We start from the raw sequence: 17,156 nt of genomic DNA, 5'->3' as shown, positions 1-17,156 counted from the left end.
ACTTCTTAACTACTTTCGCTTGCGAAACTTAAATTCTTATATGTTTTGGTTCTTATTCTGTTTGTTGATCAAGGCTTTTGCTTTCTTTTTGCAAAGTTATACATAATCTACTTTACAAACAAGTTTCGTTTGGGCAATTTGCTACCAAAACGTTTGCGCAGCTTCTCGAATAACGCCATAGTGTCTTTCGAGAACTCGTGTCCCTTCCACGTGCTTGTGTTGGTGATGAACACCCAGCATTCGCCGTCGGGGTAGCGCAGCACTATCGCGGATGTTCCGACGAGCGAGCCGGTGCGTATCCACGGTCTGCCGTTTGGTGTGTAATTCCATCCGAGCGAGTACTGGTGGTCGGGCATCTCCTGCGTCATCAGTCGTACGGCTTCGGGCGAGATTACATCGGGCATGGTGGGGTCGCCGTCGATGGCAGCCACGAGTCGGCACAGTTCTGCTGCCGATGCTGTCCAGGCTCCTGCTCCGAGTGCCGTCGTTATGTCGTTCTCGCCGTAGCAGCGCTCCACGAGTCTGCCAGAGTTGTTGAACTCCTGCGCTGGTTCCGAACTGGAGTGCATATAGTACACCGTCTCGTTCGGGCGACGGTCCTTGAGGTAGTTGCCGGCTATGTGGAAGTCGAAGCAGCCTGCAGGTTCGAGCACATAACGCTGCATGAACTTCTCGTACGTCATGCCAGTGCGTTTCTCGATGATGAGCGAGAGCAATGTGTAACCGATGTTGCAGTAGCGTTGCATCGTGCCGGGTGTGTATCCGAGTCGACGTCTCAACACGATGCGCAGCAGGTTGCGGTGGTCGGGTGGGGTAGTGAGACGGTTCTGCTGCATGATGTAGCGTGTAGAGAATATCGGGTCGCCGGCGTAGTTGGTGAAGCCAGCCTTGTGGCGCAGCAACTGCTCGACGGTTATGTCGAAGTGGCGTTTGTCGCGTATGGAGTTGACATAGAACGTGTCGTTCAGAATGCCCTGCGGTCCGAATACCTTGTCCGTCAGGCGCACCTTACCCATGTCGCGCAGCTTCATGATGCCCACGGCGGTGACGAGTTTCGAGACCGATGCCATGCGCATTATTTGCGACGGCTCCATAGGCTGCTGCCTGCTGATGTCGGAGAAGCCGAAGCCGCGTGCGTAGAGCAGCGAGTCGTGGCGCGAGATGGCGAGTTGCGCTCCGTTTATCTCCCAGCGTTTGAGGTAGCGGCGCATGATGGAGTCCATGGCGTGCAGCTCGGACTGGTCGGACAGTGCGTTCGAGAGAGTGTCGTTGAGGTGTACGATGTGTGTTGAGGTGGTGTCGCGGGATGTTGCGGTGTCGGGGCGCGAGCACGACGAGCAGCTGCAGCGGCAGATGCTCGTGATTATGAGTACGACAAAGGTGAGGCACCCCATGCAGGAGAGCCTCACCTTAGTGCGATATTGTTTCTTTATTCTGTATCCGAACATTGTTGTATAGTTGACGAGTCAACTCGTCTACTTAGTTTACGATAATCCTTCTATTTCGCCGTTGACGATGTCGATGTTCATCGCTGCCGGCATTTTTGGCAGACCTGGCATACGCATGATGCTGCCTGCTACGACAACAATCATCTCTGCGCCAGCGTTGATGACGATGTCGCGCACGTTTACGTCGAAGCCCGATGCTACGCAGTACTGCTTGGCGTCGGTAGAGAACGAGAACTGAGTCTTGGCGATGCAGATGGGGAAGTGCTCGTAGCCCAGTTCCTTTATCATCTGCAGCTTCTTCTTAGCCGGTGCAGCGAACGAGATGCTTGCCGCTCCGTATATGTTCTTTGCAACTTTCTCTATCTTCTCCTCTATGGTGTCCTCATCGTCGTAAACGAGCTTCAGCGGCTTAGACGGCTGCTTCTCGATGGTGTCTACCACGAGGTTAGCGAGGTCGACAGCGCCCTTGCTGCCTTCGGCGTAAGCATCGTTCTCGGCGAAGCCCACACCGATTTCTGCGCAGTAGTCCTTCACGATGTCGATCTCTTCAACCACGTCGCCGGCGTAGCGGTTGAACACCACAGCCACGGTCTGACCGAACGACTGCAGGTTCTTGATGTGCTTGTCGAGGTTGGCGAGACCCTTGCGCAGACCCTCGCTGTTTGGCTTCTTGATGTCGTCTACAGCCACGCCGCCGTGCATCTTCAAGCCCTGTGCAGTAGCCACGATGAGTGTCAGCTTAGGCTGCAGACCGCTCTTGCGGCACTTGATGTCGTAGAATTTCTCTGCGCCGAGGTCTGCGCCGAAGCCAGCCTCTGTGATTACGTAGTCGCCGAAGGTCATAGCCATCTTCGTAGCGAGTATAGAGTTGCATCCGTGTGCGATGTTGGCGAACGGACCGCCGTGTACGAAGGCTGCGGTGTTCTCCGTTGTCTGTACGAGGTTAGGCGCAAGCGCATCGCGCAGCAGTACGGTGATGGCACCAGCCACGCCGAGGTCCTTCACGGTGAACGGCTTGCCCTCAACGGTGTAGCCGAGGAGTATGTTCTCAATGCGACGACGCAGGTCGTCCTCGTCCTTTGCGAGGCAGAGGATAGCCATGATCTCCGATGCCGGAGTGATGTCGAAACCCGATTCGCGCACAATGCCGTTTGCCTTGCCGCCCATGCCGGTCACGATGTCACGCAGTCCGCGGTCGTTCACGTCGAGTACGCGGTTCCAGAGCACCTCGCGCAGCGCAAAGCCGTTATCGCGGTTCTGGTACATATAGTTGTCGAGCAGCGCGGTGATGGTGTTGTGTGCCGAGGTGATGGCATGGAAGTCGCCGGTGAAGTGGAGGTTTATCTTGTCCATCGGCAGCACCTGAGTGTGTCCGCCACCGCAGGCTCCGCCCTTCATGCCGAACACCGGACCGAGCGACGGTTCGCGCAGCGCACATATAGCCTTCTTGCCGATGCGTGTGAGTCCGAGCGCAAGTCCGATTGTTACGGTAGTCTTTCCGATGCCTGCCTTGGTCGGTGTGATGGCTGTCACAAGGATAAGGTTGCTTTTCTTCACGCGCTCCTCGTCTATGAGGCGTGTCGGAACCTTAGCCATGTAATGGCCGTAGTGTTCGAGTTCTTTTGTCGGGATGCCATACTTCGAAGCAACTGCTTCAATCTCCTCGAGCTTGGTGCTGCGAGCAATTTCGATGTCTGTCATTGTGTGTGTGAAATTTGTAGAGTTATCCTCTTGTGGTGATAGAGTGTAACCTCTTATTTTAATAAAGTATGGAGTGCGAGTGCAAAGGTACAACTAAATAATCAATAATGTGAAAATTGTACTGGGTTTTTCTAAGGTTATTAAGACAATTATATTATTCCGTTCTTCTTGAGTAATTCTGTCAATTCTTTTCCCTTGATAGTACTACGCTCTGATTTGTCGTAAATATAAAGCAGGCCTAAAGCGTCTTTTATATCTGCAATAACAACAGTTATCACACGTGCGCCACCGCTTTTGCCCACTCCTTTAGAGGTGATAGCCATACGTACTTTTCGTAAGCCACCACCAAGGTCGGTACCCATTTCTGGGTTCTTTGCCAGTTCGTCTCGCAAATTGATAAGGTCGGCCTTAAGCGACTTGTATCGTTTGCTCAAGTGCTTCACTTCTTTTTCAAAAGAAGGAAAAGCATACAGCTTACAACTCATTGAGCAAATCGTCTAATGGTTTAAGTTCAATCTTTCCATCTCTGTAGTCTTTCAACTCTTTTAGTGCCTCACTGAATCCTGCGAGAGGCTCTTCGCCGACCATACATGCGTCATCTGCCTCCTTTTTTAAAAAGAGGTTTTTTATCTTGTCCAGAAAATGGATGTCTTGTGTATTCAGTACCTGACGTATTATTTCGTTTTGGGTGGCTTGTAAACTGATTGATGACATATTGTTCATTCTTATATGGTTACATCACAAAATTACATCGAATAATTGAAACCTCCAAATATTATTTATTTATTCTGTAAAAAAATAGGTTCTTCTTTGGTGTTTCTAATGTTATTCAAGTGTTTGGGCTAAACAATAAGGGCGTGCCACCTAAAGTGACACGCCCTTATTGCTATAGTTTTGTCATCGGACTGCGTACGGAATCTGATTGGACGGCGTACGGAATCTGATCGGACGGCGTACGGAATCCGATTGGACGGCGTACGCAATCGTGTTACTTAACAAGCTTCTTTACACTGCCGTCAGAGTACTTAACGAGCACGATACCGCGAGTGTTGCTGTTTGCCTTCACACCATCTACGGTGTAGCGAGCCACCTCTGTTGCGTTCTGTGCAGCGTCAGTCTTGTTGATACCAGCCGAGAAGTCTACTGTTACATAGTTGGATGGCTCAGAAGTAACCTTCTTGTCGTTGTAAACTCTCTGTCCATATACGCGGTAAGCGTAGGTGTGGTCGGTATTAGGCTGTGTGAGCTTGGTGAATGTGTAGCTTGTTTCCTCCTCCTCGATGGCTTCCGAGTCGTTGAGGTATGTGTACACGTGGTCGCCAGCCTTGAGGTTCTGAGTGATCTTGATGTCGTCGATGATGAACGGATAGTGGTTCTTGCTTGTGAATGCAATCATATCGCTAAGCTGACCAGCTGTGAAGTCGAGCGTGAATGTGCTCCAATCGTCGGGGTTAATCTTGCACTCCTTAGACTCGCGTGTGATCTTGCTGTAGACGATGAGTGTCTCCTCTTTGAGCATAGAGCGTGCTTTTAGCTTCACCTGATAGCGTCCCTCGTCGTTGTTGAGTGTCAGCTGTGGTGTTACGAGTTCGCCGCTGATGTTGTAGTCGGTCAAACCGGTGCATACGAAGCAACCCTCAGCGTAGCCACCCCAGTAGCACTGCCATCCGTTGTTGTGCACCATGTCCATGTTCACCTTCTCGTACTTGCCGTTCTGGAAGGCGTATGGCTTGTCTATAGTGACGCCAGAGCCTGATATCTTAGAGAAGTCCTCGTTGAGCACAACGTAGCCTGCTGCGTCTGTCGGAGCAGTGTAGAGGTCGTAGTTCTCCACGATGTAGCTTTCAGCCTTCGGCGATAGCTGCCAGTTGGCTGTGTAGCTGTCGCGACGTACGTCGGTTGCTGGCTCTGCAACGGGAGCGGTCACGCCGATAGCGTCAAACGCTGCTGATGAAGGCGATGTGGTCTCGGCGTTGCAAGCCTTCACTACGAACGAGTAGTCGATAGCAGGGTCGAGGCCGTCTACGGTGTAGCTGGTGCCCTCTACGCGCTTGTCCTTGATGTCGTAGTGTGTGGTTGAGGTGTTCTTTGTGCTCCAAGCCATGTCGCAGAAGCCCAATGCGCAGTCGTCAGGGAAACCTGCAAGACGGAAGCGCGCAGAAGTACACTTGTACTTGTCTTGTTTTACGAAGCGTGTCCAGTCGAAGTCGTGGAAAATTTTGTCCTGACCATAGTCAGAAGCATCGACATATATAGTGGTGAAATACTTCCATGCGAATCCGTCGAATAACTCTACAATTATCTGTGCGTTGCCTATCTCTTCTGCATTCTTCGGCATCTTACACTCAACGATGTTTATTTCGAGTGAAGTATAGTAGCCACCGTTGTCGGGCATAGTGATAACGTCGCCGTTCTTGAACAGCAATGCACCTTCTATACCTTTATCCGAATTCTCGAAGAACTCTGGCTCCTTACCGCTCTGCGACTTATAACCCCAACCCTCAGGCAGTTTGCCACTGGTCTTCATCGAAGAGAAGGTCTCAAGGAAATCCTTCTCTGTGTTCTCGTTTTCCTTCACGTTGTGGAACACTGAGAACAGATAGTGTGTGGCACCATTCACTGCATTCCAGTGAGCTGTGAAGCCGTTAGTATTGAAACCGCTGATGCCTACAGGTGTCGGTGCGGTGAGCGTTGTCGGTTTGCCGATTTTTACGTCGTCGATGAGCACCTGGTCGTTTGTGCTGAACGCAATGAGCAGGTTGCTACTGTTGAAGGTGGTATTGTTGAAGTAGAATGTGAATTCACGCCACTCGCTCTTTGTTGTTGTGAATGGCTCGTGGTATGTGGTCTGGTTATACTGGCTCGCAGCGTCCTCCCACAGACCGATGGTGAGCTGTGCGTTGTCGCGGTAGTTGCTTGCGAGTGTCTTTGCGCGTACTTTCACCTCGTACTCACCGATGTATGCGCCCTGCGGTGTGTAGAGCTGTGCTCCGTAGTTGTCGGGGTTGATGAGTGCGCACGCACCACCTGCCTGGTGAACGCCGTAGCCGCTCCAGCCACTCTGGTGGAAGTAGCTACTTGGAATTGTGCCTGTGGCATCATTGATGGCACTCGAAGGCGAACTTTCGCTGCCTGCGGTGAAGCGACTGAAGTCTTCTTCGAGTTCTGTTGTCGATTGTGCATACGCCATTGGTGTGGCAGTAGCAAGCGCTGCTACAAAGGCAATTGCTTTGAATGTAGAAAAAATCATGTTCTGCGGTTTTGGTTATAATAATAAGTTATAGGGTACAAAATTAGTGATTTATTTTCGTATTTAGCTTACTTTTACTAATTTTGTGCTTTAAAGTCGGTTTTTATAAACTGATGATGAAGCAATGTAACAACTTAAATTACAATAATATGAAGAAAATCTTTACACTTTTAGCAGTGGCATTTGCCACACTCGGTGCTTCGGCACAGACATTGCTGGGCTTGGATGATATCATCAAGACACAGCCCGAAGGCACACTCCACAAAGACCTCAACCACTACTTCGAGGGTGCATATGTAAATACAACGGATCAGCTCATCTACGACCACCTTGGCGATGGCTATCTGTCTGATATCGTAGAGGCAGCCGATGGTAGCTTGTACATCAAGAATCCGTTCGGCTTCTTCACACATGGTGATATTTGGGTGAAGGCAGTAAAGGGCGAGGGCAACACCTACGAGGTGCGTATGCCGCAGGCTGTTTACGACAATAAGGGCGACGCTCAGGATCCGGTACTCTACGCTTGGCGCTACATCAGACAGGAAACCGGCAGCGAGACTTATGCTGTGAAGGATGCAGCATCGCAGGTTGTTAAGTTCGAGATGCGTAACGACTCGCTCGTTAAGGTGGGCGAGACAAATGCGTTCATCGGACTTGGTGCTGCCGACGGCTACTTCTATGGCTATGGCGACACAGTGTCTATATATAATAAGGTGAAGGATGCTGTGGCTGCTCCGGCTGATGCAAGCAAGGCGGTTAAGTATAACATCTACTACAACGATAGCGATGATGCGGCTGCAGAAGTTCCGGTGAAAGTAGTGTTCGATGGCGATAAGGTATATATCGGTGGTCTCGACTACGAGTGTCCAGAACTTTGGATTAGTGGTACAATCAACGGCAACAAGCTGCAGCTCACAAAGTGGCAGTATATGGGCATCGACCGTAAGAGTGAGATGTACGGTGCTGGTCACATGTACCTCTATCCATTCGGCTGGGGTAAGTTCACAGACGCAGAGGGCGAGAAGTTCGGACTCTACGAGGTGGAGAACCCAACACTCGACTACGATGCTGCTACAAAGACATTCTCTACAACAGAGCTGACACTCGCCGTAAACCGCGGCCACAACTACTATCCGTATGTCTACTACTCTAAACCGACATTCCGCCCGGCTTCTGCCACTTCTGTAGATGGCATCGCAGTGGGCGAGGGTAGCGTGGTGAAGTACTATGACCTCAGCGGTCGTTGCATTCAGCGTCCTGCGAAGGGCGTGTTCGTGAAGACAACTATCGCTGCTGACGGCACAAAGGTTGCAAAGAAGGTAATTAAGTAATTGTAGGAGGGTATGGCATCTTGCCATACCCACGCAGCCTATACTGCATACTCCATTGCTAAGAATGCATGACTCTGAAGGACTTTACAGACGAATGGCAGAACAACGAACCAACGGTGCTTGTACACACCAGTGGTTCGACCGGAAAGCCGAAGCCTTTGCGCGTGGAAAAGCTGCGCATGGAGGCTTCGGCGCGTATCACTTGCGCTTTTCTGGGACTTAAGCGTGGCGACACCGCACTGCTCTGTATGCCGCTCGACTACATCGCCGGAAAGATGATGGTGGTGCGGTCGCTCGTTTGCGGACTTCGTCTGACTGCTATAGAGCCAAGTGGGCATCCGCTTCGTGGACTAAAGGAGGCTCCCGTGTTTGCTGCTATGGTACCGCTGCAGGTGTACAACAGTATGCAGGTGGCGGAGGAGCGGGCGCTGCTTAGGCAGATAAAGCACCTCATCATCGGCGGTGGGGCAGTGAGCAGCGAACTTGCAGCTGAGCTAAAGCACTTCCCAAACGCTGTTTGGAGCACATACGGCATGACCGAGACACTCTCGCACATCGCTTTGCGTAGACTCAGTGGCGAAGACGCAACCGATTGGTACGAGCCTTTCGAGGGTGTAAAGGTGAGTCTTGACGAGGCTGGTTGTCTTGTTATCGATGCTCCTGCGGTGTGTGCTAAAACTCTCGTAACCAACGATATCGCAGAGATAGCCACCGATGGATGTCACTTCCGTATACGAGGCAGGCGCGACAACGTAATCTGTAGCGGAGGCATAAAGCTACAGATAGAGGAGATAGAAGCACATTTGCAGCCGTTCGTCAACTCTCAGTTTATGATTACGAAACGCCCCGATGCGCGACTCGGCGAGACTGTGGTGCTGCTTGCTGCGCCTAAGGATATTGAAACCTTGCGCACTGCGTGCAAGGAACATCTCACAAAATACGAAATGCCACGCATGTTCATAGCCGTGGACGAACTGCCGTACACCGAAACTGGTAAGCCGGCGCGTGCCGAAGCATTCAGAATTGCACAACAATAAATGAATATGACAACAACAAACATCACTCGAAAACACCGCCTATTGTTCATCTGTCTCGGTAATATATGCCGCTCGCCGGCTGCTGAGGGCGTGATGAAAGCAAAGGTGCACGCTGCAAATCTCGACGAACAGTTCTTCATCGACTCGGCAGGCATCGGCAACTGGCACGCAGGACAACTGCCCGACAGTCGTATGCGCGAGCGTGGCGCACGCCGTGGCTACCGCCTCGACAGCAGAGCACGACAGATACGACAGACGGATTTCGACGACTTCGACTTGCTGCTCGTGATGGATCACGAGAACTATCGCACCGTAACGTCGAAGGCTCCCGACGAGGAGGCGCGTAAGAAGGTGCGTCTACTCACCGATTATCTGCAAGAATATCAAGGGGCTGACGTGGTTCCCGACCCTTACTATGGCGACCTCAGCGATTTCGACTACGCGCTCGACCTGGTTGAGGATGCGTGCGACGGACTGCTCGAACAATGTGTGCGAAACACTTCGGTAGACTAAGGTGGATAGAAATAAAGCTAAAGCGAACCCTACAACGCTGCTTGTAAATACTAAAATCAGCATAAGGCTAAATAATTGGCGTTTCGTGTGTCAGCTACATGCGAAACGCCAATTATATTTATTATAAATTCATAAAAAGGCGTACCCTTTCAGAAATATTTAGTAAATTTGCACGTGTAATTTGCATCGTTGTGTGCAGTCGGCTCAGTATGATAGCTCTACGCACAGCTTGGAACGCATTTGAAAATAAAAAACAGAAGATATAAATATGAACGTTTTAGAACTAAGTGAACAAGAGATTGTAAGAAGACAGAGTCTTCAGGAACTGCGCGATATGGGCATTGAGCCGTATCCTGCAGCCGAATTTCCAACCAACGCCTTCTCGGAGGATATTAAGAACGACTTCAAGGACGAGGACGAAAAGCGCGAGGTGGTAATCGCCGGACGTATGATGAGCCGCCGCGTAATGGGTAAGGCAAGTTTCGTTGAGCTTCAGGACTCGAAGGGTCGTATCCAGGTGTACATCACACGCGATGATATCTGCCCAGAGGAGGATAAAACTCTCTATAACACAGTGTTCAAGCGTTTGCTCGACATCGGTGACTTCATCGGTGTAAAGGGCTTCGTATTCCGTACACAGACTGGCGAAATCTCAGTACACGCTCAGTCGCTCACTCTGCTCTCGAAGAGCCTCAAGCCGCTGCCTATCGTGAAGTATAAGGACGGCGTGGCTTACGACAAGTTCGAAGATCCTGAGCTGCGTTTCCGTCAGCGCTACGTAGACCTCATCGTTAACGACGGTGTGAAGGACACATTCCTTCAGCGTGCAACAGTAGTGCGCACTATCCGTCGCGTGCTCGACGAGGCTGGCTACACAGAGGTGGAGACCCCGACGCTGCAGGCCATCGCTGGCGGTGCTTCGGCTCGTCCGTTCATCACCCATTTCAACGCGCTCAACATCGATATGTACATGCGTATCGCTACCGAGCTCTACCTAAAGCGTCTTATCGTGGGCGGTTTTGAGGGCGTTTACGAGATTGGTAAGAACTTCCGCAACGAGGGTATGGACCGCAACCACAACCCTGAGTTCACATGTATGGAGCTCTACGTGCAGTATAAGGACTACAACTGGATGATGTCGTTCACAGAGAAACTGCTCGAGACTGTCTGCATCGCCGTAAACGGCTCGACAGAGCGCAAGGTGGGCGACAACGTCATATCGTTCAAGGCACCTTACCGCCGTCTGCCTATCCTCGACGCAATCAAAGAGAAGACAGGTTTCGACTGCAACGGCAAGAGCGAGGAGGAGATCCGCGCATTCTGCCTCGAAAAGGGTCTGGAAGTTGACGAGACATTTGGCAAGGGCAAGCTCATCGACGAACTCTTCGGCGAGTTCTGCGAGGGCACATTCATACAGCCTACATTCATCACCGACTATCCCGTCGAGATGTCGCCGCTTACAAAGATGCACCGCTCAAAGCCGGGACTCACAGAGCGTTTCGAGCTTATGGTCAACGGCAAGGAGCTGGCTAATGCCTACTCGGAGCTTAACGATCCGCTCGACCAGGAGGAGCGTTTCAAGGAACAGATGCGTCTTGCCGACAAGGGCGACGACGAGGCGATGATCATCGACCAGGACTTCCTGCGTGCTCTCCAGTACGGTATGCCTCCTACATCAGGCATCGGCATCGGCATCGACCGCCTCGTTATGCTTATGACTGGTCAGACCACTATTCAGGAAGTGCTGTTCTTCCCGCAGATGAAGCCGGAGAAGAAGATTCCGCAGAGTTCTATCAAGGAGTGGGGCGAGATTGGTGTGTCTGAGGAATGGGCTTACGTGCTCCGCAAGGCAGGCTTCAACCTCATCTCTGACATCCGCGACGAGAAGGCTCAGGGCTTGCAGCAGAAGATTGGCGACATCAACAAGAAGTACAAGCTCGGCTACGAGAAACCGTCGGTTAACGATATCCAGGCTTGGATTGACGCTGCTGCCAATATTGCAGTTGTAACAGAGGAAGCTGAATAATAGATATATAAATGAAGGTGTGCCAAGACAGAAGTTCTTGCGTAGGCAAGCGGCAAAGCCCAAACTTCTTTTTAATCCCTTTTTGGCACACCCTCGTTTTCAATTCTTAACGATAACGGTAATAGGATAAATGTTTGATTGCGGAAAAATAGCAATTATTGGCGGAGGCAGTTGGGCAACTGCCATTGCCAAAATTGTGATAGGTCATACCCATCACATAGGGTGGTATATGCGACGCGACGACAGCATAGAGGAGTTCAAGCGCATAGGCCATAATCCTAATTATCTTACAAGTGTACACTTCAATACCAATGAGATATTCTTCTCCAGCGACATCAACCGCATCGTGGAGGCTTACGACACGCTTGTGTTCGTGGTGCCGTCGCCTTATCTGAAGAACCATCTTAAGAAGTTGAAGACCCGACTGCGCGATAAGTTCATCGTGACAGCTATTAAAGGTCTCGTTTCCGACGACAATATCGCCTGCTCAGAGTACTTCCATGAGGTGTATGACGTGCCTGAGGAGAACCTTGCGTGCATCGGCGGACCGTCGCACGCTGAGGAGGTGGCACTCGAACGTCTGTCTTATCTCACCATCGGTTGTTCCGACCAGGAGAAGGCGCAGGCTTTTGCCGACGTGCTCGACTCGGAGTTTATCAAGACAAAGACCTCGTCGGACGTTATCGGCATCGAGTATTCGTCGGTGCTGAAGAACGTTTACGCTATTGCCTCCGGCATCTGTAGCGGTTTGAAGTATGGCGACAACTTTCAGGCGGTACTCATATCGAACGCCGTTCAGGAGATGTCGCGTTTCCTCACCGCTATCAATCCCATCGAGCGCAGCGTCTACGACTCGGTATACCTCGGCGACCTGCTCGTGACGGGCTACTCCAAGTTCTCGCGCAACCGCACCTTCGGCACTATGATCGGCAAGGGGTATAGCGTGAAGAGTGCGCAGATAGAAATGGAGATGATTGCCGAGGGATTCTTTGGCACAAAGTGTATGAAGGAGAAAAACCGACACATGCACGTGAATATGCCAATCCTCGATGCCGTATATAATATATTGTACGAGCGTATCAGTCCGCAGATAGAGATTAAGCTGCTGACCGACTCATTCCGATAAAACCAAATTTTCACAAATACACACAAAACAATGAAAAGCATCAGCTTAGACATTACAAAGGCTACACAGTTCCTTTCAGAAGGTGCTGTAAAGGCTTATGAATCACAGGTGGCTGCAGCTCAAGAGGCACTTGAGAACGGCACTTGTCCTGGTAACGACTTCCTCGGATGGCTCCACCTGCCGTCTTCAATCACACCCGAGTTCATCGCAGAGCTTCAGAGCGTAGCCAACACGCTGCGCGAGAAGTGCGAGGTGGTAGTGGTTGCGGGTATCGGTGGCAGCTACCTCGGTGCACGTGCCGTAATCGAGGCACTCGGCAACTCGTTCGCTTGGCTCGTACAGGACAAGAAGAACCCCACTGTAGTTTTCGCTGGCAACAATATCGGCGAGGATTATCTCGCCGAACTCACCGACTATCTCAAGGACAAGAAGTTCGGTGTAATCAATATCTCTAAGTCGGGCACAACTACCGAGACAGCCCTCGCTTTCCGTCTGCTCAAGAAGCAGTGCGAGAATCAGCGCGGCAAGGAAGAGGCAAAGGACGTAATCGTGGCTATCACCGACGCTCACAAGGGTGCTGCGCGTGCAGCCGCTACAAAGGAAGGCTATAAGACATTCGTAATTCCTGACAACGTAGGCGGTCGCTTCTCTGTGCTCACTCCGGTTGGCTTGCTGCCTATCGCTGTTGCAGGCTTCGATATCAAGGCTCTTGTTGGCGGTGCTGCCGACATGGAGAAGGCTACTGGTAAGGATGTACCATTCGCTGAGAATCCTGCTGCTATCTACGCCGCTGTGCGTAACGCTCTCTATGCAGAGGCTGGCAAGAAGATTGAGATTCTCGTAAACTTTCAGCCGAAACTTCACTACATGAGCGAGTGGTGGAAGCAGCTCTACGGCGAATCGGAGGGTAAGGACGGCAAGGGTATCTTCCCTGCAGCTTGCGACTTCACTACCGATCTCCACTCTATGGGTCAGTGGATTCAGGAGGGCGAGCGTTCTATCTTCGAGACCGTTATCAGCGTTGAGACTCCGGAGAAGTCTCTGCTCTTCCCACACGACGAGGAGAACCTCGATGGTCTTAACTTCCTCGCTGGCAAGCGCGTTGACGAGGTGAACAAGATGGCTGAGCTCGGCACTCGCTTGGCTCACGTAGATGGTGGCGTACCTAACATCCGCGTCTCAGTTCCGCAGCTCAACGAGTACTATCTTGGTCAGATTATCTACTTCTTCGAAATCGCTTGCGGCATCAGCGGCAACCTCCTCGCCGTTAACCCGTTCAACCAGCCGGGTGTTGAGGCTTACAAGAAGAATATGTTCGCGCTGCTCAACAAGCCGGGTTATGAGGCTGAAAGCGAGGCTATCCAGAAGCGTCTTGCTGAGGAGAAGTAATGTCTATTCTTGAATAGAAATTATATCTTAATAATACAATGTGAAAAACGGACTGCAACGAATCTTTTTCGGCAGTCCGTTTTTGCTATCCATAGGAGGGTATGGTATCCTTGCCATACCCACGCACCCTTCCACGCACCCCTCATAAACCATCCATACAATAAAAAATGATTAAAGAAGCAATCAAACAATACCAGTCGTCTCGCGGTTTCGACCATTTCGACCCGAAGTGCGTGCTCTTCGACATGGACGGCGTGCTCTACGACTCCATGCGCAATCATGCTGCGGCTTGGCAGGAGGCAATGGCGCAGTTCGACATCCATTTCACTGCTGCCGACTCCTACGCCACAGAAGGTGCGCGCGGTGTCGACACCATCCGCCACTTTGTGCGCAAGCAGCAGGGTAGGGAGATTGACGAGGCAGAGGCGCAGCGTATGTACGACGTGAAAGCCGACCTGTTCCATCGTATGCCGACTGCTGAGATATTCCCCGGCGTGCTCGATATCATGCAGAAGATTCAGTCGTCGGGTCTTACAATCGGCGTAGTGACTGGCAGCGGTCAGCGTCCGCTTATCAAGCGTTTACTGTCTGATTTCCGGGGCTTTCTCACCGAAGACCATATCGTGAGTGCTTACGATGTGCAGCGTGGCAAACCCAATCCCGATCCCTATCTAATGGGACTGCGCAAGACTGGCAATTACGAGCCATGGCAGGGCATCGTCGTTGAGAATGCGCCGCTCGGCGTGCGTGCTGGTTCAGCCGCCAACATCTTCACAGTGGGCATCAATAGCGGTCCGCTGCCCGATTCTGCTCTCTCTGACAACGGAGCGAATATTGTTCTTCAGCGCATGACCGAACTATGCGACTTGTGGGGCGAAATTCTCGCTGCCCGCAATTGATATAAAGTCAGCTGCATTAGCTTTCCGCTATGTGCAGCTGACTTTTTTTAATAAAAAATGACAGGTCGCCTTAATTTTTCGCCTCTATAATTCTTATAATATATAAAGCACGCCGCAAATGGGCATGCACAATACGAAAATAACAAAGTATAAACAACTAAAAAACAAGAATTATGAAGCGAGTATTCAATCTTTTGGTAGTAGACGAGAGTGGAAGCATGGAGATTATCCGCAAGCAGGCATTGGTGGGCATCAACGAAACCCTTGAGACAATCCGCAAGATACACAAGACGCATAGCGAACTTGAGCAGCGCGTGACGCTCATCACCTTCGACAGCACGCACAAAAAACTGTTTTATGACAACGTGCTGGCTGACGATGCGCACAGTCTCAGCATGCGCGATTATCGTCCGTGCGGTGGTACGCCGCTCTACGATGCCATCGGTATGGGCATCGCGAAAATAAACGCGCAGGCTGCTGAGGGCGACAACGTGCTCGTTACTATCGTCACCGACGGCGAGGAGAACTGCAGCGAGGAGTACAGTTTGCGTATGATAAAGAACCTCATCGAGAAGCTGAAAAAGCAGGGATGGACGTTCACATTCATCGGCACAGACAACCTCGACGTGGAGACAATGGCGGTTGATATGGGCATTGACAATCACCTCACTTTCCAGGAGGATGAGGAAGGTACGAAGAAGATGTTTGCCCGCGAAAACTTCTCGCGCGTACGTTATAGCGCTTGTCTGGCGAAGGGAGTGGAAATGCCGGAAGGCGGCTACTTTGATAAGAAAAAGAAGTAACGAGAGCTATGCCAATTGAGAGTTGAGAGTCATCTCAGTTGAGAGTTGAGAATTGAGAGTTGAAAGTTATGATTACCTATGTTATATCTCATACAAAAGCGTTAACTGCAAAACATATCATAACTCTCAACTTTCAACTTTCAACTCTCAATTCTCAACTATTCCAGTACTTTCCAGAAGCTCTTAGGCAACCAGATGTTCTCCACATAGCTCGCTAACTCGAATAGCGGCGCAATATCCTCAGGCTCGAAGCCCGCGATGCCGCAGCCGATAGGCGTCACGAGGAACGTCAGTTCCGGGTGCTCCTTGGCATAAGCGATGAAGTCGTTCACGTACGGACGTATTGTTTTCGTACCACCCTGCATCGTAGGTATGGCATAACTCCTGCCCTGCATACCCACACCATTGCCCATCACGGCTCCGAAGCGCAGACGAGCTATGCGAGCAGCGCCACCGCCGTGCATTCCGGCGAGGTTGCTGCCAAAAACAAACACTTGGTTTTCCTGCAAATCGTCAATCCATGAAGGAGTGACGCGTCCTTTATAGTTTTCTTTCATATGCCTATATCTATAGTTGCTGAATGCGGATGCGGACGTCGGGGCAACGCTGTAATTTACCTTGATTTCTCTCTGTAAACCATATTCGTTTGTCACGAAATAGCGCTTGAAGTATGGCACCACCACGTCGTGCATCATGCGATTGTATCGCTCCGTTACGGCAGGCTGACTGATGCCGAGTTGTGCTGCAATCTCCTTGCCCTTAAATCCCTCTACGAAAAGCATTTGCAGGATTATAGAGTTGCGACTATCGCGTCCGTAGCAAGTGCGGCATATCTCGTCGATGGTGTTGCGGAACTCTTCTGCGAACTCGTCGTCGTGCACGTCGAATCTGAGGTGAGAGTTTCCCATACGCTCCTCCAGACTTTCTTTCTGCTCTTCCTTCTTCAGCCCCTTCAGCTTGTCGAGCACCAAGAAGCGAAACCCGTTCACCATCCAGGTCTTTAGCGACATCGTAGGCTTGCGGTCCTCCAGTTGGCGGAAGTCGTGCTTGATAAGCGCAAGGTAATACTCATGGGCGAGCGAGTAGAAGTCCATGCCCGACTTGTACTGCAAGTCGTAGCAGCGGTCGTATATGCAGTATGCCACGCGACAGTATCCGTAGAAGTATTCCTTCACAACATGCTCGTCGGCGTTGCGAAAACCCTCTAATATCTCGTCGTCCGTGAGCAGCGCAACGTTCTTTTCTTCTTTTTTCATAGCCGTTTTTTGTTTCTTGTTAGGTTTTTATAGCGTAAAGTTACGAACAATAAACAGTTGAAGCAAGTTTTTTAGCGATGTTTTTCCTGCTTAACAAGTGCTTTCGTGCTGCCAAACCGTTGCTTTTGCAGCTCAAGACCTCCCTTTTTACATTTTACACTCTCTTTTTCTTGCAATATTTTCCTCTGTTTTCCTCGATCAGTAGTGCTTTCCTGTTGTGTGCATCCTCTGGTTGCAGTCCTTAAAACAGTCTCTCGCGCCTATAATAATATAATGTGTGCGTCCACAATGTAATGTTTTAAATGCAAACAACTGTTAAAACGGGCGTAAATTTTCAACTTTTCCCTGCAAAAGTTTTGGTGGTTTACAAAAAAGCT

General features: G+C 50.8%; 14 protein-coding genes. 8 read left to right on the top strand and 6 right to left on the bottom strand.

Annotated features, from left to right (window positions below):
• Positions 1-107 precede the first annotated feature (107 nt).
• The 5 genes from HMPREF0673_RS03535 to HMPREF0673_RS03515 form a co-directional block, all read right to left on the bottom strand.
• On the bottom strand, positions 108-1,448 hold the full coding sequence (locus HMPREF0673_RS03535; RefSeq protein WP_245544222.1) for a serine hydrolase domain-containing protein: 1,341 nt from the start codon (positions 1,446-1,448) through the stop codon (positions 108-110).
• 36 nt (positions 1,449-1,484) lie between these two features.
• Positions 1,485-3,149, bottom strand: a complete 1,665-nt coding sequence (locus HMPREF0673_RS03530; RefSeq protein ID WP_007898078.1) for a formate--tetrahydrofolate ligase — start codon at positions 3,147-3,149, stop codon at positions 1,485-1,487.
• 149 nt (positions 3,150-3,298) lie between these two features.
• Entirely contained in the window at positions 3,299-3,634 is a 336-nt protein-coding gene (locus HMPREF0673_RS03525) for a type II toxin-antitoxin system RelE/ParE family toxin (RefSeq protein WP_007898076.1), read from the bottom strand.
• Positions 3,624-3,863, bottom strand: coding sequence for a hypothetical protein (locus tag HMPREF0673_RS03520; RefSeq protein WP_118354754.1), 240 nt, complete (start codon positions 3,861-3,863; stop codon positions 3,624-3,626). Before HMPREF0673_RS03520 ends, HMPREF0673_RS03525 begins: the two co-directional genes overlap by 11 nt.
• A gap of 274 nt (positions 3,864-4,137) precedes the next feature.
• On the bottom strand, positions 4,138-6,399 hold the full coding sequence (locus HMPREF0673_RS03515; RefSeq protein WP_007898071.1) for a fibronectin type III domain-containing protein: 2,262 nt from the start codon (positions 6,397-6,399) through the stop codon (positions 4,138-4,140).
• Between the two features lie 149 nt (positions 6,400-6,548).
• Between HMPREF0673_RS03515 and HMPREF0673_RS03510 the strand changes: the two genes are divergently transcribed.
• The 8 genes from HMPREF0673_RS03510 to HMPREF0673_RS03475 all read left to right on the top strand — a co-directional run bounded on the left by HMPREF0673_RS03510 (position 6,549) and on the right by HMPREF0673_RS03475 (position 15,523).
• Complete coding sequence (locus tag HMPREF0673_RS03510) at positions 6,549-7,730, top strand: hypothetical protein (protein ID WP_040596328.1); 1,182 nt, start codon at positions 6,549-6,551, stop codon at positions 7,728-7,730.
• 68 nt (positions 7,731-7,798) lie between these two features.
• Positions 7,799-8,767: an AMP-binding protein gene (locus HMPREF0673_RS03505; protein WP_007898065.1), complete on the top strand. Its 969-nt coding sequence runs from the start codon at positions 7,799-7,801 to the stop codon at positions 8,765-8,767.
• A complete protein-coding gene (locus HMPREF0673_RS03500) occupies positions 8,768-9,280 on the top strand; it encodes a low molecular weight protein-tyrosine-phosphatase (RefSeq protein WP_007898058.1) in 513 nt (170 codons plus the stop codon). It abuts the gene before it with no gap.
• 268 nt (positions 9,281-9,548) lie between these two features.
• A complete protein-coding gene (lysS, locus tag HMPREF0673_RS03495; protein WP_007898054.1) occupies positions 9,549-11,306 on the top strand; it encodes a lysine--tRNA ligase in 1,758 nt (585 codons plus the stop codon).
• Between the two features lie 130 nt (positions 11,307-11,436).
• Complete coding sequence (locus tag HMPREF0673_RS03490; RefSeq protein WP_007898053.1) at positions 11,437-12,432, top strand: NAD(P)H-dependent glycerol-3-phosphate dehydrogenase; 996 nt, start codon at positions 11,437-11,439, stop codon at positions 12,430-12,432.
• 30 nt (positions 12,433-12,462) lie between these two features.
• Positions 12,463-13,821, top strand: coding sequence for a glucose-6-phosphate isomerase (locus HMPREF0673_RS03485; protein ID WP_007898051.1), 1,359 nt, complete (start codon positions 12,463-12,465; stop codon positions 13,819-13,821).
• A gap of 167 nt (positions 13,822-13,988) precedes the next feature.
• Positions 13,989-14,720, top strand: coding sequence for an HAD family hydrolase (locus tag HMPREF0673_RS03480; RefSeq protein WP_007898050.1), 732 nt, complete (start codon positions 13,989-13,991; stop codon positions 14,718-14,720).
• Between the two features lie 173 nt (positions 14,721-14,893).
• A complete protein-coding gene (locus HMPREF0673_RS03475) occupies positions 14,894-15,523 on the top strand; it encodes a vWA domain-containing protein (RefSeq protein ID WP_007898049.1) in 630 nt (209 codons plus the stop codon).
• 158 nt (positions 15,524-15,681) lie between these two features.
• Here the strand turns inward: HMPREF0673_RS03475 and HMPREF0673_RS03470 are convergent, their stop codons facing one another.
• Positions 15,682-16,080: an A1S_2505 family phage non-structural protein gene (locus HMPREF0673_RS03470; protein ID WP_040596332.1), complete on the bottom strand. Its 399-nt coding sequence runs from the start codon at positions 16,078-16,080 to the stop codon at positions 15,682-15,684.
• Positions 16,081-17,156: the final 1,076 nt, after the last annotated feature.

This window comes from Leyella stercorea DSM 18206 (assembly GCF_000235885.1).
GTDB classification, from domain to species: Bacteria; Bacteroidota; Bacteroidia; order Bacteroidales; family Bacteroidaceae; genus Prevotella; species Prevotella stercorea.
The sequence above is the reverse complement of the archived record's forward strand: the minus strand, read 5'-3'. Positions and strand labels throughout refer to the sequence as shown.

Coding starts and splice junctions, on each gene's coding strand:
- HMPREF0673_RS03480 (WP_007898050.1), top strand. CDS start 13,989: ATGATTAAAGAAGCAATCAAACAATACCAGTCGTCTCGCGGTTTCGAC.
- HMPREF0673_RS03535 (WP_245544222.1), bottom strand. CDS start 1,448: ATGTTCGGATACAGAATAAAGAAACAATATCGCACTAAGGTGAGGCTC.
- HMPREF0673_RS03525 (WP_007898076.1), bottom strand. CDS start 3,634: ATGAGTTGTAAGCTGTATGCTTTTCCTTCTTTTGAAAAAGAAGTGAAG.
- HMPREF0673_RS03510 (WP_040596328.1), top strand. CDS start 6,549: ATGAAGAAAATCTTTACACTTTTAGCAGTGGCATTTGCCACACTCGGT.
- HMPREF0673_RS03500 (WP_007898058.1), top strand. CDS start 8,768: ATGAATATGACAACAACAAACATCACTCGAAAACACCGCCTATTGTTC.
- HMPREF0673_RS03475 (WP_007898049.1), top strand. CDS start 14,894: ATGAAGCGAGTATTCAATCTTTTGGTAGTAGACGAGAGTGGAAGCATG.
- HMPREF0673_RS03520 (WP_118354754.1), bottom strand. CDS start 3,863: ATGTCATCAATCAGTTTACAAGCCACCCAAAACGAAATAATACGTCAG.
- HMPREF0673_RS03515 (WP_007898071.1), bottom strand. CDS start 6,399: ATGATTTTTTCTACATTCAAAGCAATTGCCTTTGTAGCAGCGCTTGCT.
- HMPREF0673_RS03470 (WP_040596332.1), bottom strand. CDS start 16,080: ATGAAAGAAAACTATAAAGGACGCGTCACTCCTTCATGGATTGACGAT.
- HMPREF0673_RS03490 (WP_007898053.1), top strand. CDS start 11,437: ATGTTTGATTGCGGAAAAATAGCAATTATTGGCGGAGGCAGTTGGGCA.
- lysS (WP_007898054.1), top strand. CDS start 9,549: ATGAACGTTTTAGAACTAAGTGAACAAGAGATTGTAAGAAGACAGAGT.
- HMPREF0673_RS03505 (WP_007898065.1), top strand. CDS start 7,799: ATGACTCTGAAGGACTTTACAGACGAATGGCAGAACAACGAACCAACG.
- HMPREF0673_RS03485 (WP_007898051.1), top strand. CDS start 12,463: ATGAAAAGCATCAGCTTAGACATTACAAAGGCTACACAGTTCCTTTCA.
- HMPREF0673_RS03530 (WP_007898078.1), bottom strand. CDS start 3,149: ATGACAGACATCGAAATTGCTCGCAGCACCAAGCTCGAGGAGATTGAA.